The 24,239-nt window shown below is 37.1% G+C and carries 22 protein-coding genes and 1 pseudogene; 5 read left to right on the top strand and 18 right to left on the bottom strand.

Going from position 1 to position 24,239, the window contains the following annotated elements; translation table 11 throughout:
- Positions 1–45 precede the first annotated feature (45 nt).
- The 4 genes from F936_RS09610 to F936_RS09590 all read right to left on the bottom strand — a co-directional run bounded on the left by F936_RS09610 (position 46) and on the right by F936_RS09590 (position 5,027).
- Positions 46–2,142, bottom strand: a complete 2,097-nt coding sequence (locus F936_RS09610) for a TonB-dependent receptor (protein WP_005046965.1) — start codon at positions 2,140–2,142, stop codon at positions 46–48.
- Between the two features lie 52 nt (positions 2,143–2,194).
- Positions 2,195–2,611 carry a DUF2946 domain-containing protein gene (locus tag F936_RS09605; protein ID WP_004642877.1) on the bottom strand — a complete coding sequence of 139 codons (417 nt, stop codon included), beginning with the start codon at positions 2,609–2,611 and terminating at the stop codon, positions 2,195–2,197.
- Between the two features lie 127 nt (positions 2,612–2,738).
- Positions 2,739–3,293: a TetR/AcrR family transcriptional regulator gene (locus F936_RS09600; RefSeq protein ID WP_005046964.1), complete on the bottom strand. Its 555-nt coding sequence runs from the start codon at positions 3,291–3,293 to the stop codon at positions 2,739–2,741.
- A gap of 681 nt (positions 3,294–3,974) precedes the next feature.
- Positions 3,975–5,027 (bottom strand): NAD(P)-dependent alcohol dehydrogenase, encoded by a 1,053-nt coding sequence (locus F936_RS09590; RefSeq protein WP_005046962.1) that lies wholly within the window; start codon positions 5,025–5,027, stop codon positions 3,975–3,977.
- 287 nt (positions 5,028–5,314) lie between these two features.
- Here F936_RS09590 and F936_RS09585 point away from each other — a divergent pair, with 287 nt between their 5' ends.
- Positions 5,315–6,202 (top strand): AraC family transcriptional regulator, encoded by an 888-nt coding sequence (locus F936_RS09585; RefSeq protein WP_004642881.1) that lies wholly within the window; start codon positions 5,315–5,317, stop codon positions 6,200–6,202.
- 111 nt (positions 6,203–6,313) lie between these two features.
- Here the strand turns inward: F936_RS09585 and F936_RS09580 are convergent, their stop codons facing one another.
- On the bottom strand, positions 6,314–6,541 hold the full coding sequence (locus F936_RS09580; protein WP_004642882.1) for a tautomerase family protein: 228 nt from the start codon (positions 6,539–6,541) through the stop codon (positions 6,314–6,316).
- Positions 6,542–6,603: 62 nt separating this feature from the next.
- On the opposite strand from F936_RS09580, the gene F936_RS09575 reads away from it, so the two are divergent.
- Positions 6,604–7,086 (top strand): winged helix-turn-helix transcriptional regulator, encoded by a 483-nt coding sequence (locus F936_RS09575; RefSeq protein WP_004642884.1) that lies wholly within the window; start codon positions 6,604–6,606, stop codon positions 7,084–7,086.
- 42 nt (positions 7,087–7,128) lie between these two features.
- On the opposite strand, the gene F936_RS09570 is transcribed toward F936_RS09575, so the two are convergent.
- The 6 genes from F936_RS09570 to F936_RS09545 form a co-directional block, all read right to left on the bottom strand.
- The gene (locus F936_RS09570) at positions 7,129–7,338 is read right to left on the bottom strand and encodes a cold-shock protein (RefSeq protein WP_003651862.1); all 210 of its coding nucleotides are present in this window, start codon (positions 7,336–7,338) and stop codon (positions 7,129–7,131) included.
- Between the two features lie 347 nt (positions 7,339–7,685).
- The gene (locus tag F936_RS09565) at positions 7,686–8,222 is read right to left on the bottom strand and encodes a DUF4468 domain-containing protein (protein WP_005046959.1); all 537 of its coding nucleotides are present in this window, start codon (positions 8,220–8,222) and stop codon (positions 7,686–7,688) included.
- A gap of 190 nt (positions 8,223–8,412) precedes the next feature.
- On the bottom strand, positions 8,413–10,362 hold the full coding sequence (locus tag F936_RS09560; RefSeq protein ID WP_005046957.1) for an alkyl/aryl-sulfatase: 1,950 nt from the start codon (positions 10,360–10,362) through the stop codon (positions 8,413–8,415).
- A gap of 137 nt (positions 10,363–10,499) precedes the next feature.
- The gene (locus tag F936_RS09555) at positions 10,500–11,894 is read right to left on the bottom strand and encodes a hypothetical protein (protein ID WP_005046955.1); all 1,395 of its coding nucleotides are present in this window, start codon (positions 11,892–11,894) and stop codon (positions 10,500–10,502) included.
- A 338-nt stretch (positions 11,895–12,232) separates the two neighbouring features.
- Positions 12,233–12,850 (bottom strand): TetR/AcrR family transcriptional regulator, encoded by a 618-nt coding sequence (locus F936_RS09550; RefSeq protein WP_003651867.1) that lies wholly within the window; start codon positions 12,848–12,850, stop codon positions 12,233–12,235.
- Positions 12,851–13,033: 183 nt separating this feature from the next.
- Positions 13,034–13,660 (bottom strand): TetR/AcrR family transcriptional regulator, encoded by a 627-nt coding sequence (locus F936_RS09545; RefSeq protein WP_005046952.1) that lies wholly within the window; start codon positions 13,658–13,660, stop codon positions 13,034–13,036.
- 166 nt (positions 13,661–13,826) lie between these two features.
- On the opposite strand from F936_RS09545, the gene F936_RS09540 reads away from it, so the two are divergent.
- Positions 13,827–15,404 carry an MFS transporter gene (locus F936_RS09540; protein ID WP_005046951.1) on the top strand — a complete coding sequence of 526 codons (1,578 nt, stop codon included), beginning with the start codon at positions 13,827–13,829 and terminating at the stop codon, positions 15,402–15,404.
- On the top strand, positions 15,401–16,489 hold the full coding sequence (locus F936_RS09535; RefSeq protein WP_005046950.1) for an HlyD family secretion protein: 1,089 nt from the start codon (positions 15,401–15,403) through the stop codon (positions 16,487–16,489). Before F936_RS09540 ends, F936_RS09535 begins: the two co-directional genes overlap by 4 nt.
- Positions 16,490–16,586: 97 nt before the next feature.
- Here F936_RS09535 and F936_RS09530 read toward each other — a convergent pair whose 3' ends face one another.
- The 3 genes from F936_RS09530 to aptA all read right to left on the bottom strand — a co-directional run bounded on the left by F936_RS09530 (position 16,587) and on the right by aptA (position 21,088).
- The gene (locus F936_RS09530) at positions 16,587–17,978 is read right to left on the bottom strand and encodes an amino acid permease (protein ID WP_005046949.1); all 1,392 of its coding nucleotides are present in this window, start codon (positions 17,976–17,978) and stop codon (positions 16,587–16,589) included.
- Between the two features lie 107 nt (positions 17,979–18,085).
- On the bottom strand, positions 18,086–19,651 hold the full coding sequence (locus F936_RS09525; protein WP_005046948.1) for a CoA-acylating methylmalonate-semialdehyde dehydrogenase: 1,566 nt from the start codon (positions 19,649–19,651) through the stop codon (positions 18,086–18,088).
- A 54-nt stretch (positions 19,652–19,705) separates the two neighbouring features.
- Complete coding sequence (gene aptA, locus F936_RS09520; protein ID WP_100224327.1) at positions 19,706–21,088, bottom strand: omega-aminotransferase AptA; 1,383 nt, start codon at positions 21,086–21,088, stop codon at positions 19,706–19,708.
- Positions 21,089–21,184: 96 nt separating this feature from the next.
- Between aptA and F936_RS09515 the strand changes: the two genes are divergently transcribed.
- Positions 21,185–22,102 carry a LysR family transcriptional regulator gene (locus tag F936_RS09515; RefSeq protein ID WP_005046946.1) on the top strand — a complete coding sequence of 306 codons (918 nt, stop codon included), beginning with the start codon at positions 21,185–21,187 and terminating at the stop codon, positions 22,100–22,102.
- A 60-nt stretch (positions 22,103–22,162) separates the two neighbouring features.
- Here F936_RS09515 and F936_RS09510 read toward each other — a convergent pair whose 3' ends face one another.
- The 4 genes and pseudogenes from F936_RS09510 to F936_RS09500 form a co-directional block, all read right to left on the bottom strand.
- Positions 22,163–22,399, bottom strand: a complete 237-nt coding sequence (locus F936_RS09510) for a hypothetical protein (protein WP_004642900.1) — start codon at positions 22,397–22,399, stop codon at positions 22,163–22,165.
- 416 nt (positions 22,400–22,815) lie between these two features.
- A pseudogene (locus F936_RS19220) lies at positions 22,816–23,049 on the bottom strand (hypothetical protein); the annotation flags it as partial.
- Positions 23,050–23,087: 38 nt separating this feature from the next.
- On the bottom strand, positions 23,088–23,669 hold the full coding sequence (locus F936_RS09505; protein ID WP_005046944.1) for a hypothetical protein: 582 nt from the start codon (positions 23,667–23,669) through the stop codon (positions 23,088–23,090).
- Positions 23,670–23,867: 198 nt separating this feature from the next.
- Positions 23,868–24,227 carry an I78 family peptidase inhibitor gene (locus F936_RS09500; RefSeq protein ID WP_026055641.1) on the bottom strand — a complete coding sequence of 120 codons (360 nt, stop codon included), beginning with the start codon at positions 24,225–24,227 and terminating at the stop codon, positions 23,868–23,870.
- Positions 24,228–24,239: the final 12 nt, after the last annotated feature.

Raw genomic sequence — 24,239 nt, 5'->3', positions numbered from 1 at the left:
TTTAGTTAGGAGTTAGGCTCAAAATTTACCTAACTCCTTTTTGAATTAAAAGTTCCAAGTCAAAGATAAAGTGGCCTTTAGTGGCTCTCCGGGTTGTACCCATTCATCGGTATAACTCGAAACGTAATAGTCCTTATCGAACACGTTATCAATGTTCAATTGCGCCCGCAGATCAGGACGAACTTGTACATAGCCCCCAACATTCACCACCGTAAATTCTGGCAAACTGGTTCCATTATCTATGTAGTTCGCACTGCGTTTGCCAAAATAGTTGATCGTTCCTACCAAACCTGCTTCTCTTCCCAATAGTTCAAACTGGTAGTCCGCATTTAAATTTGCTGTGTGCTTGGGAATATTTTTAAGACGAGCACCTTTTGTATCAACTTCGCTTTCAATGACCGATGCCTTTGTAAAAGTATAATTGGCTCCCACACGAAGATGATCATTGAATTGATGTTTTAATTCGACTTCTACACCATGGCTCTGTACACGACCACTATCTACATACGTATCGGTAATACCTTCAGTCAATAGATGTTGTTTATCTAAGTCAAAATAGGTCAGTCCAAACCAGCTTTGCGGTAGATATTCGTATTTTGCTCCAATTTCCCAACTTTGGGTTTTCTCTGGGTCATAAAGTTGATTGTCTTTATTGAGTCCCGTATTTAACTCGAAAGATTTACCCCAGTTGCTATAGAAGGAAAGCTTGGTCGTAGGCTGGTAGTTCACACCCACACGTGGACTAAACGGCGTAAAGTCCTGTTGATCTGAAAGTCCTGTTTTATAGTCATCAATTTGTTGTTCCAGACGATTAAAACGTCCCCCAATCAGTACATTCCATTGAGGATTTAAAAAGATCTGATCTTGTAAATTCACTCCCAACATATTTTGAGTTTCTTTCGTATTTTTTGTTGTTCTAGCCAACGCTAAAATATTTTGCCCATACACTGGATGATAAATATTAATCGGGCTTGATGTACCCACGGCATTACGTAGCTGAATTTGATCTATGGTGTAGTGTCCAGCTTCGACATTTGCAACAAGTTCGTGCTTTACCACTCCTGTATTAAACTTCCCGCGCAGAATTGACTGAAGCTGAAATGTATCTGTTTCAAATTGACGGTAACGTCTAAAACGGTTTGCGGTTTGTCCGTCTGCGGCAATGCTTGAAATTTCAGTTGAGGTTCCTGCCCGCTCCCCATGGTTATAGCTAAGAGCAGTCGTGTTATTCCAGTTTTCATTGAATTGATGATTCAAACGTAACTGATACATCTGATCTTTAACCTTAATGTCACCATCCGATGGTTCGCCTAAAAAGGTCTTTTTGTTGACAACAAACCGCCCATTAACCATAGGTACACCACGATCAAAAACACCTTGGTGTTCGGAAAACTCAGTGTCGAGATTGAGCTGTGTTTGATCCGATATTTTCCATGCAAGCTGTGGAGCAACAAAGTAATGCTGACTATCGACCTGATCTCTAAAACTTTGGTTATTTTCATAAGCCAGCCCAAGTCTATAAGCCACGGCATCGCTTAATGCACCTGTACTGTCTAGAGAAGCCCGATATTCTTCTAAGGTACTGCCACTTAAGCTCACCTCATTTTTTTGCGTCCACTCGGGTTGTTTAGTTGTAATGTTCATAATGCCACCAATAGCACCTTGCCCATACATGGCAGCCATTGGACCTTTTAAGAAATCAATTGCTTGGATATTGACCATGTCTCTTGGAGTATGGATGCCACTTAAAGAACTCAGACCATTACGTAAATAGCTGATTCCCATATTGGGGTCGGTGCTAAAGCCACGAAATGAGTAGTTATCCCAAAAACCTCCACCATAACTATCCTGATAAACCACGCCATTCACTCGTGATAATGCATCACTCACCCGCTGAATATTATTGTTCTTAATATCTTGTTCCGACACATGGGACTTGGTAAATGGAACGCTCAATAAGCTATGGTCAAATTGAGTTAACGCTGTTGAAGAAATAGAAGTCTCGGCAACATCTTCAGCCTTAATTGTTATTTTCTCTAATTCAGTCGTTTGACCATTAGGTTGGCTTTGTGCCATTGCCGACATCGAAAATTGAGCAAACAAAATACTCCACGCAAGTGGATTGAGTAAAAATTTAGACATGACAAACTCTGTTTAGTAATGAATGAGGGACTTATCTGTACCCATTAACCAATTAAGCAAAACAAAGTTGTTGAGGTGGAGCACGGCCTTGGGGCGAGAGAAATAAACGCCGTAAATAAAATAATATATAAGTGAGGGTTGCCAATATAATTAAGCGAACAGTCACTCCAATTTCAAACAGAGATAATTTGAAACCATCAATTGTGGCGATGTGGCTATACAAATAACAAAAATGACAACCTGTGTTTGAATCGTGGTGAGTGCTTTTATCTAGAAGCTTTTTATTTGAATCGTTTTTAAGATGATGAGAAGAATGTAGTTCCGAGCTCATTTTTGAATGATTCATCACTTCTACAATTTGCTCACACACCGCTTGCTGATGCATTTCATTGGGTAATAGGCTTTGCCAGAACACAAAGTTCTGTAGCAATATTGCTAGCAAGCCAATTATGGTCCCAAACCGATACATGAAAACTTATTCTCATCAATGTAGGTCGGAAAATAACATAATTTCATTCAAATCATTAGCGTTTTTTATTTGAACCCGCACTCGATCAAGAAAAGAGCAATATCACTACAGCAATATAATCAAAGAATTACGCAATCTGCACCAAAAAATAATCCAGCAACCTTTCCCTGTCATCCACACTATTTGAATCTAAAAGCTGAACCATCGCCCCATCAATCACAAATAAAAACATGTGCGCATCAGGTTTTGAGGCCGTACTATTTACCGTTAAAAGTAAATTATAAATTTCATTGATTAACCAGTTTCGATAGTTAACTACAACCTGATAAGCCTTGGGATGCGTTTTTGCAATTTCAAAAATGGCCTTAAATGGCAAATGATAAAGCCCTTCTAAATCTGCATGTAAAAAGTAAATTTTGCGAAGTTTTTCAATTACGGTTAAATCTTTCTGAACGTAGATGATTGAAAGCACCTCTTCTTTTAATCCATCTTTTTGAAAGGTTAAGCTCATTTCAATGAGGCGTTCTTTTGAGTGAAAGTAATTATAAAACGTGGCTTTCGGCATCTTTGCTGCTTCAATAATTCGGTCTACTCCGACCTTATGAAAGCCATAATTATTAAAAAGCTTCCGAGAGGTATGTAGCGCGCCTAAAGCACGAAATGGGAGATCTGAATGTGGCATAGTTTTACCGTTTTAAAATAAATTATTGTTGTATATAAATGAGATATAAAAGCCTTCCACTTTTTTTTAAAGGTGAAAAAAGGCATAGCAAAGCCATAAAGACTGTGCTTGGCACATCTCAAGTTTTATTGTTGATTAAGTTTTGAGTGACAATGATTTAAAGCCTGAAAAACCTAACGGCGATCAAACCTTTTTAAAAAGTTTAAGTTGTGTCGATATAGACTTTGGCAAAGACTGCCAAGAAATGATGAATGTGCATAGCCAACTCCTTCTTATTGGGAGTTCTGCCAAAACATTAGAAATTATGGTGGCAGAACGGAAGTGGGTTGACAGACTGGTAGGACTCCAGCACACCCGAAGGTGTCCCACTCCCGTCCTACCGCTACGGGAGGGAACGAGGTGTGCACATGAGACTATCCCTCAGAAAGGAATAAGTCTGATGCGGTCCTATGTGGTCTGTCAAAACCACCTGGCAATGTAGGCCAGTCCGCAAATGGTAATCTTCAATATTTAAGGTGTCAATGTGAAATTGGCTAGAAAATATTTAATTAATTATTGTTTTTCATTTAATTACATAATTAAGGAAATTCTTAAATATCAGCTTAATAATATTGTCTTGTTTAGAGAGTTTTCTGAGCTGTGCACCCTACTGTCAGAATGCACAGCCCAGATCAAACCAGATTAATCTTCCGATAATGTTTTCATATCAATCACAAAACGATACTTCACATCACTCTTTAACATACGCTCAAAAGCTTCATTGATATTTTGCATATCAATCATCTCGACCTCAGAAACGATGTTATGTTCTCCACAGAAATCGAGTAGCTCTTGTGTTTCTTTAATCCCGCCAATCACCGAGCCAGCAATTGATTTTCTACCCAAAATCATAGGTACTGAATTTGCGCTAATTTCACCCAAATATCCAACCAACACAATTGTTCCATTTAAAGCTAAAGTTGGAATATAAGGCTTCAAGTCATGGTTATAAGGCACAGTATCAATAATTAAATCAAACTGATTTACGACTGACTGCATTTGATTTTCATCAGTTGATAACACAACATGATGTGCTCCGAGTTGTTTTGCATCTTGTTCTTTGTTAGCTGAGCGAGTGAATAATGTCACTTCTGCACCTAGAGCATTTGCAAGTTTAATGGCCATATGTCCCAAGCCACCTAAACCAACGACTGCTACTTTACTGCCCTTACCAATATTCCAATGGCGAAGTGGTGACCATGTGGTAATCCCCGCACAAAGTAACGGCGGTACAGCTTGAGCATCCAAATTTTCAGGTACTTTTAATACAAAATCTTCGCTACAAGTAATTGTTTGAGAATATCCGCCGTAGGTCGGTCGTTGGTCATGACGATCTACAGCGCCATAAGTCTGAGTGTTACCTTCTTCACAATATTGTTCTAGTCCTGAATGGCAAGCAGAACAAGTACGGCATGAATCGACCATACAGCCAATTCCTACGAGATCGCCAACTTTATATTTTGTGACTTTGGCACCGATCGAGGTGACACGACCTACAATTTCATGACCCGGCACTAACGGATAAGCACTGAATCCCCAATCGTTTTTAGCTTGATGTAAATCGGAATGGCAGACACCACAATATTCGATTTGAATGACAACATCATCTTCACGTGGAGTTCTACGTTCAAACTTAAACGGAACTAAAGGAGTTTCTGATGACAGCGCGGCATAACCTAAAACTTCAATTGTCATATTTTTTCTCTCATGCTTAGTGTAAATAAAGACGATTTGTTCGTTGAACATTCATTGATGGCTAGAGATTTTGAAAAGCCGTGAATACGTTGTGGAAACGGTGAATCAACAGGCTTTAATCAATCGACTTTTTTTGCCATGTTCATCAGTATAAAAATGAAAGGTGTAAGGTGTTGTTCTATTCCTCTCACAGATTTGCCTAATCCTCCGAATTGTTGCAATTCTCTCTATTTTTCTTATTTGAAATGCCTACAATAAAAACACAGATGGCAATAGGTGAAATCTGAATGGCGAATATGTCTCTAGGCAATAATGAAACACTGGCTCAACTTATCGATCAATGGACCCGTGAAAAAGGTACATTCGAAACGCCTATTATGGGACTGACTTTATTTCGTGCTGAAACACTGACCCAACCAAATAGCAGCATGATGGATGCTAGTCTCTGTATGGTTGCTCAAGGGAAAAAACAGGTGATTCTTAGCGAAGAAGCTTATACCTATGATTCAAATCATTTCCTTTTTACTGCAATTGACCTGCCTGTAATTGCTCAAGTTCTTGAGGCTTCAGTTGAACAACCTTATCTTTCTATAGTGCTACGACTAGACCCTTATGTGCTTGCCCAAATCATGCTTGAAGCCCATATTCCTTTTAAAGATACAAATACTGAAAAAAAAGGAATGGCTGTTGGGGTCGTAAATTCGGAACTGAATGATGCTTTTATACGGTTATTAAAACTACTAGACACGCCACAAGACATCCCAATCTTGTCTCCACTTATTATTAAGGAAATTTTTTATCGTTTATTGATGAGTCCACAAGGTGATCGGCTTAAACGAATTGTAGCGGCAGGAACTACAGGTCATCGAATTGTGAAAGCCATTGAATGGTTGAAAACAAATTTTGCAAAATCATTTAGCATTGAAGAGCTTGCAAGCACAATGGGTATGAGCGCTTCAAGTTTTCATCAGCATTTTCGTGATATTACTTCAATGAGCCCCTTACAATATCAAAAAAGAATGAGACTGACCGAAGCACGGCGTTTATTAATCACTGAAGAATGCGATATTTCATCTACAAGCATGCAAGTAGGCTATGAAAGTTTGTCGCAATTTTCTAGAGAATATAAACGCTTTTTTGGCGTTTCGCCGTCGGTGGATATAAAGAGCGTATAAAAATAGACAAGCATTTAGCAGATTAATTTTTTATAACCTGAATTATCCTAAAAATAATTCAGGTTTGTTATGTCGGTATTTCTACACCGAACACCACTGGAAGAATAATAGTTAGTTAGCTTTAGATATTATTTCAATCATCTCTTTTGTTGGTCGTAAGTGGCCTAATTGCCACTGTTCAGGAGGATACTCATCAATTCGTATCCAGACATGCTCCCGAAAAGCAGCATTTCCCTTTCCTTCAATCTCTACAAATAAATCTGCTATTCGTTTAAAAAGCTCAGCCTTACTTTCTTTATCTAGTAAGCCTTCTATTGTTTGTATATTTATAAATGGCATAATGCTACCTGAATTAACCCTAGGTCTAAATTGTAGACTCATGCTAATTGGAGCTTCACTGAATGTCAAATCAAATTATTCCAAATAATAAATTCTCGGCAGATGTGTGCGGAATTTTTCAAATTGCTGAAATATTGAATGACACGTGGACCATCCTCTTATTAAGAGAAGCTTTTTATGGGATAACTAAATTTAATGAATTTTTAGAAAATACAGGCATATCAAAGCAAATTTTATCTAATCGACTAAAACATCTTATTCAATTAGAAATATTTGAATTATCTATTTATAAGGAAATCGGCGTTAGAGAGCGCAAAGAGTATTTACTCACGCCAAAAGGTAGAAGCTTAAATATTGTATTACTTGCAATGCTTGAATCTGGCAGCAACTTTATTGAAGCTAATCAAGATGTGGTTAAAGTTTTCCACAAAAATACGAATGATTTACTTAAATTAAAGCTGGTTGATTCAAATGATCAGGTCGTTAGCTTGGAAAATTTAGAATTAAGATTAATTCATCGTCAGGTGAAAGCTGATTCACAATAAATAAAAAAAGCCCTGAATATTCAGGGCTTTTTTTGTCGCTTATTACTCAGGAATAATATTCACAGCACTTGGACCTTTTTGGCCTTGAGCGATATTAAACGTTACTTTCTGACCTTCATATAAAGTTTTGAAGCCAGAAGAAGCAATTTCTTTAAAATGAGCAAACACATCTGGACCAGATTCTTGTTGAATAAAACCGAAACCTTTAGTTTCGTTAAACCACTTTACTGTACCATTAGCTGTATTAGACATAATATATCCTTTAATTTTAATAATTTGAGCCATTTTAAAATGACAAATATAACTTGAAAAAATAATAACGAATTGAGCTTAATATCTGAAAAAAACGAAGGATTATGACTAAAACTGCGATACTTAAAGAAGATTTACTACAAGTCTTTTTTCTAGTTAAATTAAGCATACAGGAAATCAATATTTATTCAAGATATTTATATGCAATATTTATTTTTTTTATATTAAAGAGATATACATCATCTACTTAGCAAAGATAAATGCCTATTTTCGTTAGACATTTATCTCTCACAGGCCTATCTGACTTTTTAACTATATTTTATTTTTTATAAGCCAATCTAAGAAAACTACATTGGACTCGCGCCTACAGGCTGAGCATTCGGATGTAAGATATGAAATTTATAGCCTTCCACAATGTTCTTTAATTGATTTTTTATGGCTGCATTTTTATCTTTATAAAAATGATTATTACGATTGTCACGAGGTTCAATATTGCTAAAAGTAAGCTTAGCTTGATGATCTTTAACTTCTATTTTCAGAATATAATTAAAGGAATCATCCGCTACCTTAATCATATTTCTGCTTAGACAGTCCATACAGTTATCAAATTTTAGCCCTGCATGTCCTTTAATTGTCAGTATTTTATTATTGTCATCTGCCTGAATAATCTTTCGACTTGAAACATAATCCACAACATTGTTTCGCCAGTTTTTAGAAGCATCATAAATTTGCGTTTGGCTTAAACCTTTGAATTTAACAATTTCTGAAAAATACTCGTTTTTCTTTTCAGCAGATTTTTCATCAACTTTATGAGGCAAAGAAAGACAACCTTGCATAGCTAGTACGGTAAAACTTAATGTAGCAGCTAAAATTACTCTTCTCACGTAACGCTCACTTTTTAAAGAGACTAGAAGTTAGAACCTCCAAATTTACACCAGCACATCGAATAATTTGGTTTATATAAAGTTAAAAATGCAGCACTTGATGGTTGGGTTCTATCAAGTGCTGCTAGGTTGAAATCATTGCTAAAGGATGCTTTAGCTTGAATTTCCTATGGGTCTATCTTTGATCGTTTCAGTTTTCTGGACGAGTCACAATTGGAAAAATATTGGTAGACTTTTTAAATAAAGAAAAGAACTTTCCAATTTTTAACGGATTGCCCTCTATTTCGCTGTCCTTAGAAAATAAAACTTTCGAACCACTCACTTCACCTGTAATTAACTTTAAATATAAAAGTTTAGTCAGCTTCAACGTTGGACAGTTTGTAGGTAGATTATCGCTGTCATATTTATCAAAGAGCATGACCGAGTTTTCAATCCGTAATGAAAAATTTTCTTGTGTATCGGTCAAGACTAAGTTCATACACTGATTTTCATTTTTTAAATTTTCAACATCCAGATTGGTTGCCATCGCTTCAAGAAATTTTTCAGTCGGCGTATGAATAAATAAACCTAATAAATCCGAAGTATTCTTAACTGGAGTAACGCCTTGTAATTCTTGTGCACCCGATAAATAGAAATTACGCCAAGTCGAAGCTTCCGCTGAATATCCTAATTGTCGATAAGTTTTTGCCAGCAATTCTTTAGCTTGAAAATTCTTTGGGTTATTAAATACTAAATGTTTTAGAACTTCCGCAGTCCATCTGTATTCAGCCTTGTCATAAGCTTGCTGAGCATTTTTTAAAGCATTCGCCTCTCCACCTGCCAGTTCAATATATTTCTTTGCAGCATCTTTAGGCGGTAAAGGGTCTAAATTTGACGGGTTGGCATCAAACCAACCCATGTAGTATTGATATACAGCCTTTGTATTATGTTTTAAGGTTCCATAATAGCCGTGAGCATATAGCTTTTGGTCTAACTCTGGTGGCAGTTTAATCTTCTCTGCGATTTCAGCACCATTTAAACCAGAGTTCATAGAACGAACAGTTTGATCATGAATGAATTTATAGACATCTCTTTGTGTCTTAATAAAGTCTTGAATATTTTGTTGCCCCCAAACTGGCCAGTGATGTTGGGCAATAAAAACTTCTGAGTTTTGGGTTTGCACTAAAGCTTGGTTAAGATAACCGACCCACTTTAACGTATCGCGTACTTTAGCACCCCTTAGAGTGTAAAGATTATGTAGTGTATGGGAGAGAATCTCTGCGCCGTTATAAAGCTTAAGTGACGGAATGGAAAAAGTTAATTCTGACGGCGCTTCTGAACTTGGAACGTTATAGAATACAAAATCCAAACCATCGATATTTAATTTTTGTTCTTTCTGCGTAATCAACTGATTAGGTTCTAAAATTCCGATTTGTCCGACTGCTACCGCTTTACCTAAACCATTATCAACCAAACCTTCTGTATTTTTAGGTAAAAATGTACCATACATATAAGTTGCTCGGCGACTCATGGCTGGCCCAGCCATAATGTTCTCACTAGTCGCTTCTTCCATAAATCCTTCAGGAGCTACAATGGGTATCTTGCTTTGCTTCAATTCTTCAGCAGAGATAACGCCGAGAGCACCACCAAAATGATCAACATGGCTATGCGTAAAAACAATCGCTGAAATTTTCTGGTTACCTAAATGCTGTCTTGCAAATTTAATAGCCGCTTCAGCAGTTTCTTTAGAGGTTAAAGTGTCAACAATGATCCAGCCTGTATTACCCTGAATAATGGTCATGTTTGCCAGATCAAAACCCCGAACTTGCCAAACACGGTCCGTCACCTTAAACAAACCAACATTATTATTTAATTTTGCTTGTCTCCACAGGCTTGGATTTACAGTATTAGGAGCTTGATCTTTAATAAAATTAAATGCATCAAAATCCCAAATCACATCTCCTTGCTCATTTTTTATTTGGCCAGTAGGTTTAGCGATAAAACCCTTTTCAGCATTTTTAAACTCATCAGCATCTTGTAGATTGTACTTACTACCATAAGAGGCATTGGAGTCAATAACGGCCTTTTCTACTTTAGTTTCTGCAAATGTGTTAAATGATAAAGTGCATAACAATGAAGCCGTTAGTACTTTGATTTTCATAAAATTTCCTTAATATTTTATATGCTGTTTATCCCATAAAGATTGGGAATATTTTTATTGATTTAAAACTTCTTAGGTACTAAAGAAAAAACCAATCTTTCATTAAAAGATTGGTTGATTTTCTTTATATCTAGATTTTAAGAACAATCCTTTGTTTCAAAAGCATCTTTAGAGGTGTATCGAATGTCTGGCAAATAATCACCCATTACTGCTTTTTCTTCACCCGGTACTTTCACCTTCTGAACGGCGTGAGCAAAAGCGCTATCAGGTAATAAATTACGCATAATAAATAAACCAAAGTCTGAGTGACCGAAAGCTTTACCATCTTCAGCTGTATAGCCTGAACCACGAGGACTTAGCTCAAGGAAATATACGCCACACTCTTCTCGTGCATTCGCTGGTCGATCTTCTGGTAACGAAGCAACAATGGTATAGAAACCGTCTTTATCTACTTTTTGAATATTTTCGTCATAGAGACAATAATTTGTCGCGGTTGAAATCACTTCATTTGTACAAATTGACCAATAACGTACATCTGTTTTTTGAACAAACGGATCATTATTAAAAGTTTTCGCTGTAGTTGGAACTTTACCTCGAAGTTCGATCACTTTACCTAATCGTCTACTTACTGTCGCATAAACATATTCATTGTCAGGTGTAGCCCAAAAACCAAGTTTTGGTGTGACAGCCAAACCTTCACATTTATCGATAGGCTGTTTTGTAATAGGATCGAATTTATAAATACATTTGAAGCTATCTAAAGCACTAAAAGCTTTGTACCATTTCGGTTCCTGTTGTGCAGGAAAACCCTCATATCTATTTTGGTTAAATGCATCTACAGTATTTTTTAATGGTACTGCCGATATACGATCAATAGGTGCTTTTTTTACTTGTAGAACATTACAAACATCTTGGCCTTTTTTAACTTCCCCATTTGCAAGTTGTACTTTAAATCGAGGGAAACTCACATTTCCTTTAATATCCATATTTTTGTTGGGTACATATACACGATATAAAATGGCAACTTTGCCATCACCTGTTTTTGGGGCATACAACGTATTATTTAGAGGATTACTTGGTAAATCTCCTAATTGCAATTGTGCTGAGTAACTACGCTCTTTGCCAAGACGGTTATTCCCGACTACAAACGGGTTGATTGAACCTTGATTTGGTAAAATGGCTGCATCTAATAGGGAATTAACTCGCTCACCTTTTGCTGTATAGCTCACCAATGAAAAGTGACGCGAATAAGGATAATCCCCATCAATCATTACTTTTGCACCTTCTGGAACCGTAAATTCTGATGACCAATACGTTACATTAGAATCAGGAAACGCATAATTTAACGGGTCTTCTCCCGTATGCTGTTTACTTGTTACAGAATCTTGCCACATGCAATCTGTTAACTCAGTTCCTGGGTTTGTTGGTTTATTTACCTGAGTAGAATCATCACTATCATTGCACGCGCTCAAACCCACAGAGCCAATAACCGTCAATAATATTGCAATCCTTAACTGATTAAATTTTTCCATAATACTTTTCCATGTTGACCAAGCGATACAAACTTGATTTTTTGTTATATTTCTTAATCTCGATTTTTTTCGAGATCTAATCCATTTAGATTAAAATAATAATCCAACTAGATTAAATATCAAGCTATTTTTACCAACAATGAATAAAATTATTTTTTTAAATAAAATCAAATACTTATTAACATTTATTAAAATATCAATACTAGAGAAAAAGTTTTATCAATTCTGATTACACAAGAGAGTAGAGTTCAAACCGTACTATCTAAACGGGTTCTATAAAAAATGTAGGGTGAGATGAAGCGATGCTTACTCAGTGAAAGATAGGAATTTTTTGAGGCTTATGAATAAAAATGATCTACTTTAAAACGAATTCCACCTTCAATATAATCTTTTAGATATTTGGCGATTAGTTTATGATCTTTAACCTCTGTTGGCCAAAAATGCTCAATTCCAACATCACTAATCACATTTAAAATGATGTTAAAAGTAAAAAGTACTTTAAGTGAAATCGCATTTGGGTCTGCATCTGGTAAAGCTTGTTGTAATAGACCTACGGCTTTATTGGAAATAGGTACTAAAGTTTTTGCAACAATAACGCGCCCTTCATCTCCGGCACTAATCGTTTTAGAGAAAAATTTTATGTAATGAATGCCATTATGCTGTAAAAGTATTTTTATCATAGGTTTCATTAAAGCATCTACAACATCAGAAACTTGTACATTATCGGGTGGAATAGCATTTAATAACTCTAAACTATCAATAACATAAGGCTGCATAACATGATCTAATGCAGCCTCCACGAGTCCCCATTTTGATTTAAAGTGGTAATAAAGAGCTGACTTATTTGCAACTCCAGCAGTTTCATTAATTCTTTGTACTGATAGCGTTTCAATATTATTTTGTGAAAAAAGAATGATGGCTGCTTCTATCAATTTTTCTTTAGTTTGTTTACTCATTAGATTCCACAGTACAAGTTAAAATTAATGGTGTTAACTTAAGAAAATATCCCCATTCTTATGCATTAACCTTTAGAGAAAAAGAATAATCCATATAGATTAAATATCAAGTTGTTTTATTCTCAAATAAGTAAAAAATAGAAACTATTCTTACCAATTTTGAGACTAGAAGTACTTATAAAATTATTTTAACTTCTCATTGTAATTGATATTTTTCATAAATAAACCAACTGCATATTCAACCCAAGAACTAATTTCACTATCCGATATGATGTAATTAGGATGTGTAAGACACTTAAGATGTGCATCACTTCGTAGTAACGCTAAAAATATATTCGCAGCGATATCAGCAGAAGACTCTAATTCAATTTCACCATTTTTGGCTGATTTTTCAAGATAACCCGCAATAATATTAGCAAGACGTTCTGGGCCAACTTGAAAGAATTTTTCAGATAACTCTGGAAACCTGACTGCTTCTGCAATACATACTCTAAAAAAAGCCAAACCTGAATGCGATAATATAAAACACAGATAAGTTTTTCCAATTTCAGTTAAAGCAGAACGTAGGTTTTCAGCTTTTGTCTCGACTAATATAATTTGCTCTTGCATGTTCGCGCATTGTCGTTCAATCACGGCAGCAAACATCACTTCTTTATTTTTATAACAACCATACATGGTTGCTTTTGAAACACCCGCCTCTTTTTGAATCATATCTGTTGTGGTGCCACTAAAACCATGAGTAAGAAAAAATTTTGTTGCTGCATCCAGAATTTTTTGATCTTTTTCATTAGCTTTAGTTGAAACAGACATAGTGACCTTATAACAATTTTAGCGACTTCGTTTGTAGTGTAACTCATCGAAAAGTTCAAAATCGAGAATTGACGGAAATTTAATTAGAGAGTAGAGTACCGATCGGTACAGTACAGTAAATATCTACTCCGTGCAATGAATTGATGTTTAAGATTTAAGGTAAAAGATGAATAAACGCCCCCTCATCGGTTTAGCAGGTGCAATATTTGCTGCAATGACTGTTGAATTTAATAACCGCATCACCAGCATTACCTTAGCCGACATACGTGGAGCTATGGGAATTAGTGTTGACTCGGGTTATTGGGTCAACAGTATTTATGCCAGTGCCATGATTATTGGAATGATACTTTCCACCAGTTGGGCGGTCATTTTTTCTATGCGAAGAGTTCTTCTTTTTGCCATAGGGCTTTGCCTCTTCTCTAGTGTTTTAATTCCTTTTAGTCCAAATATCGAAATATTTTATTTATTACGCGCCTTACAAGGTCTTGCTAATGGGTTAACCATTCCTTTGCTTATGGCATGTGCGCTTAGATTTTTGGGGCCAGATATTCGTCTATGGGGCTTAGCCTGCTACGCATTAACTGCGACTTTCTTTCCCAACTTAAGTGCTGCGCTTTCTGCCTTTTATTTAGATGTGATTGGCTGGAAGATGATTTTCTTTCAAACCATCCCGTTTTGTGCCTTAAGTGCAGCGCTGGTTTATTTTGGTATTCCTCAAGACCCTTTAAATTATTCAAGAATAAAGACTTACGATTGGACAGGCGCTATTTTAGCCATTATAAGCTTAGCAAGCCTGAGCACCATGTTATTACATGGCAATCATCTAGATTGGTTCTACTCTAAATTAATTTGTGTATTGGCTTTAATCAGTACCATCACATTACCTTTATTTTTCATACATGAATGGCGTTCTCCATCCCCATTAATTAAACCGCAAATGCTCGAAATACGAAATTTTGCTTACGCTATCTTTGCACTGTTTTGCTTTGTGATTATTGGGATGTCGACAAGTACATTACCACTCAATTATCTGAGCGCTGTACACGGCTATAAACCTACCCAAACCATGTGGATTGGTTTACAAATTGCGGCATTGCAATTCATCTATATTCTCATTGTCGTTAAGCTTTTAAATCAAGCTTGGGTCGACAGCCGCTATGTGCATGGCTTTGGTTTGCTTCTAGTAATCGCAGGCTGTTTAGGTGCAAGTCAACTCGACACCACATGGAATCAAGATCAATTTTATTTTTGGCACGCGATTTCATGTTTAGGGCAAACCTGTGTAGTGCTCTCGTTGCTCATGATGGGTACAAACAGCGTACATCCAACCATGGCGATTTACGCTTCACCAATGATTAATACCCCACGTGCTATTAGTGGCGTACTTGGCGTTTGTATTTTAGATTGGGTAAACCGAGTACGCGGTGAATACCATTCAACACGACTGATTGAAAATACAGCCCAACATGTTTTCCAAAATATTCAAGGCCCTGTTATTAACCCTCTTACCCCACCTGTACTGACTGAAAATGGCGCAGAACGTGTTTCAGGTGGGTTATCAGCCCTAAATTCTGCGATTCAAGCGCAGCAATCTGTTTTAGTCATTAGCGATCAATATCTGATTTTAGCGGGATTGGCTGCGTTTTTATTGATCGTTATGCTGATTTTGCCCGTTAGAACTTATCCACCACGTATTGCTCTCATTAAGTTAATGAATAGTCATAACTCAGGAAAATCTTTATGAGTACTCTCGAAGCCCAAGATACCACCAACACCGAACCACCCAAGTTAACAAAGGTGCAATATCTCAAAAAGCATTGGGTTATGGTTATCGCATTCATCATCGTTTTAGCATCCATTTTATGGGTTTTAAAACTTATATTTTTACCGTCTTCGATTGTTGAAACAGACGATGCGCGTGTGGATGTAGAGTACTCAACCATTGCCCCTAAAGTGTCTGGCAATATTGAAGAAATTTATATTAAAGATCATCAAACGGTAAAAAAAGGACAACTTTTAGTACGCATTGATGCACGTGATTATCAGGCTGCTTTGGCTGAAGCTGAATCTAATTATGCAAAAGCACAAGCGGACTTAAGCGAAGCAATGCTGGCAGTTGATAGACAACCGACTGTTATTCGGGAAACAGAAGCTCAGCTTAGAAAAGTAGAAGCTGGAATCAAACTCACAAAAGATAATACAGCCCGTTATGAGCAATTACAGGCACTTGGTGCCGAGTCGAGATTAATTACGCAACAGTCAAAAACCACATTGACTGAGCAATATGCCGACTTAGACAGCAGCAAAGAAAAAGTAATCGATGCACAATATCAATTAAACCAATACAAGATTCAGGTACAAGCCAAACAAGCTGCCCTTAAACAGGCACAGGCTGCCCTTGATAAAGCAAAACTAAATTTGAGCTATACAGAAGTACGAGCACCTATTTATGGCATGATTGGTCAGAAGTCTGCCAACGTCGGTAACTTTGTTGGCGCTGGTAATCCATTAATGGTTGTCGTACCTTTAAATCAAGTCTACGTAGAAGCAAACTTTCGAGAAATTGAGTTAAAACAAATCAAAATCGGGCAACCTGTTAATGTCTATGTCGATGCTTATAACGTTGAATTAAAAGGTGTGGTAGATAGCTTTTCACCATCTACGGGCGCATTTTTCTCTCCAATCTCGGCAACCAATGCGACTGGGAACTTTACCAAAATCGTTCAGCGCCTTCCGTTACGCATTAAACTCGTTGAGAACCAACCGGATATTAAGTTATTGCGTCCTGGTTTATCTGTTTTAGTTTCTGTGGATACAACTAAAAAATAGACAGTCTAGATCTTGGATCATGAGAAAAAAGAGACCGTAAATGGTCTCTTTTTATATTTACTAAATAGTAAATTTATGGCTAAAGTGAAAACTAAATTTAATCCAAATTCATGGCAACCGCTCTGGTTGCTTTACGCTTTCGCGTGACGAACAACCCGCAAACGAACACCACTAAAGTTACTCCCAAAGATAAAGTGGTTTCATAACTATAGGCTGGTGATAAAAACATATAACCTAAAACGGTCATAATGACTAAAATCACAAACCAAGTTAACCATGGGAACAACCACATTTTAAAAGATACAGCTGTACCCTCTTTTTCCCATTTATGTCTTAAACATAATTGTGAAAATGCAATCACCAAATACACCAGTAATGCAATTGAGCCTGTGGTTGAGAGCAAGAACCCAAAGACTTGTCCTGGGAACATGTAGTTTACAGCACAGCACACTACACCAATCAACGTAGATAAAAATACAGCCGAAGTCGGTACGCCCGCGCCATTAATTTTTGTCACAACTTTCGGGGCTTCCTGACGTGTACCTAAAGCAAATAACATGCGAGACGAGGTGTAAACTGCGGCATTCATACAGCTTGCAACTGCAATAAAAACGACAGCATCCATAATCAGTTTAGTCTCAGGAACATTCAGGCTCATTAACACAAACTGGAAGGTGCCAAATTTTTGCAAGTCTGGCGAACGCCAATCGACCAAAGCAACTGCAAGAAAAATAGAAACAACAAAGAATAAAATAATTCGGTAGAGCACCAAATTGGTCGCACGTTTAATTTTTTCTTCGGGATTTTTAGATTCTGCCGCTGCAATAGAAAGAATTTCTATTCCAAAAAATGAAAATGCCGAGATTAAAATTGCTGATAAAACACCACCCATTCCATGTGGCATAAAACCACCATTTGAAAATAGGTTACCAACACCACTGACATTTTTTGCTAAAGGCCACATTCCAAATACAGCCATTGCCCCGATAATAATAAATACTACAATCGCAATGACTTTAATCAGTGCAAACCAAAACTCAAACTCACCAAAACTTTTGGTACTAAAAAAATTGGCTAAGCTGAGTAAAATAATAAAGGCGAACGCATAAACTGCACTGGAAATTTGTGGGAACCAAGCATGCAAAATTTCAGCTCCAGCAATCGCTTCAATTGGAATAACCAGTACCCAAAACCACCAATATAACCATCCGATGGTAAACCCAGCCCAAGGACCAATTGCCTTACGGGCATATGTAGAAAATGAACCTGTATCGGGTTGTGCTACGGCCATTTCGCCCAGCATGCGCATGACCAGAAAAACTAAAATACTTGTAATTATATAAGCGAGTACGGCAGCTGGGCCTGCTTTTGCAATTGCCGCAGAAGAGCCTACAAATAAACCCGCACCAATAACGCCACCAATACTGATCATGGTGACATGTCGATTAGAAAGTCCTTCACCTAATTTTGTTGTTTTATCATTGTTCATATTCGATTCCTTCAAATTGACAAACTTATTTTAAAACCGTCTAAAAATGTACTTCTCCAACTGGTACGAAACAAAAAAGGGAAAATCAGAGTTTTCCCTTTTATTCATCAATTTAATGTAGGCATAGCGAATTGTTTGGATTCACGGACTTGCGTCGAAGGCCAACGTTGCGTAATGGTTTTACGGCGCGTATAAAAACGTACACCATCTGGACCATAGGCATATAGATCACCAAACAATGAACGTTTCCATCCACCAAAACTGTGGTATGCAACCGGCACAGGTAATGGCACATTGACCCCGACCATCCCGACTTGAATATTGCTGGTAAAATAGCGTGCTGCTTCACCATCACGAGTGTAAATACACGTTCCATTACCATATTCATGGTCGTTAATCAGCTGCATTGCATCTTGCATGGTTTGTACACGAATGACCTGTAAAACAGGACCAAATATTTCTTGCTGGTAACTTGTCATGTCTGGTGAAACTTGATCAATTAAAGTTGGCCCAACAAAAAAACCTTTTTCGTAACCTGTCGGCTTTGCATCACGACCATCCACCACAATTTTAGCACCTTGTTGCTCTGCACTTTGAATAAAAGCTTGTACTTTATCTTTATGTGCTTGCGTAATGAGCGGTCCGAAGTCATTACGCTCATCTGCATAGTGACCAAACTTCAACTGCTTCATTTCTTGTTTTAATTTTTCAATGACAACATCTGCAACTTCATCGCCAATTGCAACAGCAACTGATAACGCCATACAACGTTCGCCCGATGAACCAAAAGCCGCGCCTAATAAAGAAGTTACGACGTTATCAATATCTGCATCTGGCATAATAATGGCGTGATTTTTGGCTCCGCCTAATGCTTGACAACGCTTACCACTCGCGGTTGCTGTACGGTAAATGTACTCTGCAATTGGGGTTGATCCGACAAAACTAACCGCTTGAATTTTTGGATGATGCAATAACGCATCAACAGCGTCTTTATCACCATTTACAACATTGAAAACACCATCAGGCAACCCTGCTTGTTTTAATAGCTCCGCTAAAAATAGAGCAGCAGAAGGCGCTTTTTCTGAAGGCTTTAAAATAAAACAGTTACCGCAAACAATCGCCATTGGGAACATCCACAACGGAACCATTGCTGGAAAGTTAAAAGGCGTAATCCCAGCAACCACACCTAATGGTTGAAACTCGCTCCATGAATCAATATCAGGTCCGACATTTTTTGAATATTCACCTTTTAAAAACTCAGGCGCGCCACATGCATATTCAACATTTTCAATGCCGCGCTGTAATTCACCTTTTGCATCGTGACAAATTTTCCCGTGTTCCTCGCCAATCAGCTGGCAAAGCTTGTCAGCATTTTCTTCAAGTAATTGCTTAAATTTAAACATCACACGTGCGCGTTTAATCACTGGTGTATCACGCCATGCTGGAAAAGCTTGCTCTGCAATTTGAACCACTTGGTTGACCAGCTCTGCATCTGCAAGCGCAACTTCTTTGGTGATTTCACCAGTCGCTGGGTTATAAACTGGCTGTTTCTTGGTAGTTTTGGTTACGAGGCCACCATCAATAAAATGCCCTACTACTTTAACGGCTTGCTGACTTGAATCTGTGTCTGTGTTGGCAATCGCGTTGCTGTCAAAATTCTCTAAAGTGTTCATCTTTATTCCTTGTGTCTATTCATCTTGTCCAATTAAGTTTTAAGTCGATCAGTGTTATTTGACTTGATAAATTGCCTCACCAACGGCATTCATGAGTCGTTGCAACTCAGCCTCTGTGCTATTAAACATTGGGCCAAACTGAAGCGTGTCGCCGCCAAAACGTACATAGAAACCTGCTTTCCAAAGTTGCATACCAATTTCAAAACCACGAATCGTCGCATCGCCATCACGCGGTGCTAATTGCACAGCGCCAATCAGCCCACAGTTGCGTATATCAAGAATGTTTGGAGCGCCTTTTAACTCATGTAAAAGTTTTTCAAAGCTTGGAGCTAGAGCAGCCGATTGATGAATTAAATTTTTCTTTTCTAAAACATCAAGCGTTGCTAAAGCAGCAGCACAAGCTACTGGATGCGCCGAATAGGTATAGCCGTGGGTAAACTCGACAGCATGTTCTGGTAAATCTTGCTGCATAAAGGCGTCATAAATTTCATGGCTTGCGACCACACCACCAAGTGGAATAGCACCATTGGTAATTTGTTTGGCAAAATTTAAAATATCTGGCGTGACATCAAAATATTCTGAAGCTGTCCATTTCCCAATCCGCCCAAAACCAGTAATAACTTCATCGAAAATCAGCAAGATATCGTGTTGATCGCAGATTTCTCTCAAGCGTTTTAAATAACCAGTCGGCGGCACAATACAACCTGCCGAACCAGAAACTGGCTCTACAATAACGGCAGCAATATTAGATGCATCGTGCAGCTCAATTAACTTAAGCATTTCATTTGCAAGCTCTACACCACCAGTTTCAGCACAGCCTTTGGTAAAACTTAAATCTGGCTGTAAGGTATGCGGTAAATGGTCTACATCCATGAGCTGACCAAACATTTTACGGTTACCGCCAATACCGCCAAGACTCGTTCCCGCAACGTTTACACCATGGTAGCCACGTGCGCGCCCAATCAGCTTGGTTTTGCTTGGTTTGCCTTTAATGCGCCAATAGGCACGCGCCATTTTAATTGCGGTGTCGGCAGACTCTGAACCTGAGTCGGTAAAGAACACATGCTGCAATTTTTCAGGCATATGTTGAATAATTCGTTCAGCTAATTGAAACGACAATGGATGGCCGAACTGAAATGCCGGTGAATAATCCAGCTTTGCCAACTGAGTACTTACAGCTTGCTGAATTTCAGGAAGCGTATGCCCAGCACCACAAGTCCACAGACCTGATAATGAGTCGTAGACTTCACGGCCTGCGCTATCAATTAAATAAGATCCTTTAGCGCCAACAATCATGCGCGGATCTTTATGGAAATTACGATTTGCAGAAAATGGCATCCAATGCGCTTGATAATTTAAGCTCATCTGAGCATTTGATTGAACGGTTTCAGATGCAGAATCACCATCAGTTAATTTGTCAATATCAAACATAATCACTCTTCTTGTTTTGAGGTTATTTTTTGAGTGTACAGAGCGATATAGTTTTGATAAATTCAAATTGTCTTGAGTTTAGATTTAAAAAAACAAAACTAAATGAAACCAAAAAAATTAAATCAAGTGACTGATTTTGATATTAAATTACTTAAAATATTTAAAACAGTTTGTGACTGCCATAGTTTTACATCTGCCGAAAGTATTCTTGGCATTAGCCGTTCTGCCATTAGTCTGCATATGAGTGATTTAGAAAATCGTCTGGGCATTCGGCTATGCCAGCGTGGACGCGCAGGCTTTGCATTGACTGATGAAGGACGGGAAATTTTAGAATATATAGAAGTGCTCACCGCATCTATCGAAGACTTTCGCTCTAAAGTTAATCAAATGCATAACCGTCTAAAGGGCGAATTTAATATAGGTATTATTAATAACCTTGTGACCATGCCAAGTGGCTATATTACCAATACGCTGGCACAACTTGCCGAAGAACATTCTGAAGTGATTATTAACATTAGTATGAGTACGCTTTCAGATATTGAATGCCGTGTGCTAGACAACCGTTTACATGCTGGAGCAATTCCTCTTGTTACCCCTTTGTCTGGTCTAGATTATTTTGATTTATATAGTGAAAGCTCATTTTTATATTGTGGTAAAAACCATCCCTTGTTTGGCCAATGTAGTAAGATGGATTTAGATGAGTTAAAAACCTGGCAAGCCGTACTCCCCAATTACGCCATCACTCCAGAAGCAGCAAAGTTGCACCAGCTTTTAGACTGTAAAGCGACTGCAAGTGACCGTGAAGGAATTGCATTTCTGATTTTAACCGGAAAATTTCTAGGCTTTTTACCCGACCACTACGCAAAGAAATGGGTTGAAGATGGTTTTATGCAAGCTGTTTCAAAGGAAAAAATGCATTACAGCACCCCAATTTGCTTAATTACTCACAAAGGCAAAAACCACAATATTATTTTAAAAACTTTTATGGATATGCTTGAGAAGCGAGTCCTTGGGAATTAAGAAATTATTTAACAGGTCATGTCTTCAGATAAAAAAGAGCACCTAAGTGCTCTCTTGATCTTATTGATTTTTGGATAAGGCAAAATTTATTGCCCTGTCATATGCGTGTTCTTGTAGCTCAGTATATACATAGAAATCTTGTTCTGCCTTGGTAACAGGATTAATGAGTTTCATTGCTTCATAACTATGAGTATTTAAATCATTGGGATCAACATCAAATGCTTCTAATTGCTGCTCTCTCCACTCACCACTTAGAACACCACCCACACAAAGCCATTTTGTTGAATTGTCTGACATATATAATCCTTATTATTGGAGGTGCTTTTATACCATATCACGACGACCTTTAAGTCAGTTTAATTTTTCATCCCATCAAAAGAAAAAGCCCCGTGTTTGGGAGCTTTATAGCTAAGTTTTTTAGTTCATCTTGGCAATTAAATTTAATGTGCTTTAGATTTAATACATTTTTCTTTAAGCTCTTCCAAAGCTCGCGGCACCATTGGAGCAGTCATCATGCTTCTATAGCTTATACACTCAGTAGTCTCTTGTGGTTTTTTTTGACTAAACACTGCACAACCAGTAAAAGCACAACAGATCAATAGAAAAGGTAAGAATTTCATATTTATATTAAATTTCACAAAAAATTAATTTTTAGTATAACTAATCATGCTATTTAAGGTCATTGCCTGCTGTTTAAATTCTGTTATTTCAAAATAAGAGTAAAATGGTCTTTCAGGACTAGAATAAGGGTCCGATCCAAAACTTCGAATGCTATAACTTTTAATTTCTCCAAATTTCTCACTTATAGTTTTATCTATATATAACTGATTCAAATCTTTGAACATTTCCCTTATTATTAATAATTAAATACACCCACTAAAAATAAGAAAAATTACAGTCAATAAAGCAATGTTCCGTTTTTTCTTCAAGTCTTTAAGTTCTAGCATGTATTTTTGTCAATGTTTAGGAAAATCAATTATACAAACTATAGTGGTTTAATAGACCAATTAACTAAATGAATTTCTAATGGTAGATTCGGGTTATTCCAGGCTGCTTTGACCTGATCAACCTTCTTTAAATTTTCAGCAGTACTTTTTCCTTTAACTTCAACCACAATATTCCCATTTTTTTCATTGTAGCTAACAGTTTGAATGGTATTAAAATAATTTTTTACTAGTTTTTGTGCTTTATTTATCTGACCTTTAGCAATTTCTCTTGTTTCTTTTGCCCCATATTGAATATCAATAGGCAAATCACTTTTAGAAATTGCATTTCCTACTACTATATTTCGCTTTTCATTCTGGCCATACCCTTTGACCCTAACCACAATTTTATATGTAGGTGAGTTTTCAACATAAATACCAGCTATACGGCCTTTAAATTCTTTTTCAATAGCATCAAGTGCAGAGTCTCGGTTAGCTTCTAAAAACAATGCTTTATTTGCTTCTGCTGTGCTAACACCATGCAATAAAGAATAACTACGGATGTCCTGCTCAACTCCCTCATTTGATGCAGCAAATATACAAGATGATGAAATTAAAATTGTTAGCGCTAATATTTTTTTCACTTTTACCTTCTAATCAGAAATAAGGTTAAAATATAACGATATATTCTTTATATAAAAACCAACCAAAATTTAATCATGAGCAGCATATCTTTAAGATTTTCTTGAACACCTCACCATTAAATATAATATTTCTAAGGAAAAATTAGAAAATTACAATTTATAAAACAAAATATTATGAACGATTATTTTTTGTTTAAGTTAGCCACACGCACTAGCTACTATTCGTTTTGTTTTTGGATCAATTACTATAGTGACTCGATCTGGGCGGAAGTCTTCAGTAACCGCTTCTCCTGGATAAGCACTTCGATAAATTCGAGCATTGGTCATCGATAGAACCTGTTTTTCGGTTAAGCCAGTTTTACCTATAAGATTTTTAACTTTAATTGGATCACAGTCAAAAGATGAGTCCCATTCTTTACTTGTGCCAAGGACTGGAGGCTTAACTTGTTTCTCTGGTGGCTGCGCTTGAACTTGTTTAGGAGTTTCAGGGTTTAATACATTATTTGAACAAGCTGAAAGCACACTCATCACGAGCCCTATAAAAATATATCTTTTCATACTTATTAACTT

Origin of the sequence: Acinetobacter calcoaceticus DSM 30006 = CIP 81.8 (assembly GCF_000368965.1) — a bacterium.
Taxonomy (GTDB): Bacteria; Pseudomonadota; Gammaproteobacteria; order Pseudomonadales; family Moraxellaceae; genus Acinetobacter; species Acinetobacter calcoaceticus.
This window is presented reverse-complemented; position numbering and strand designations above follow the sequence as displayed.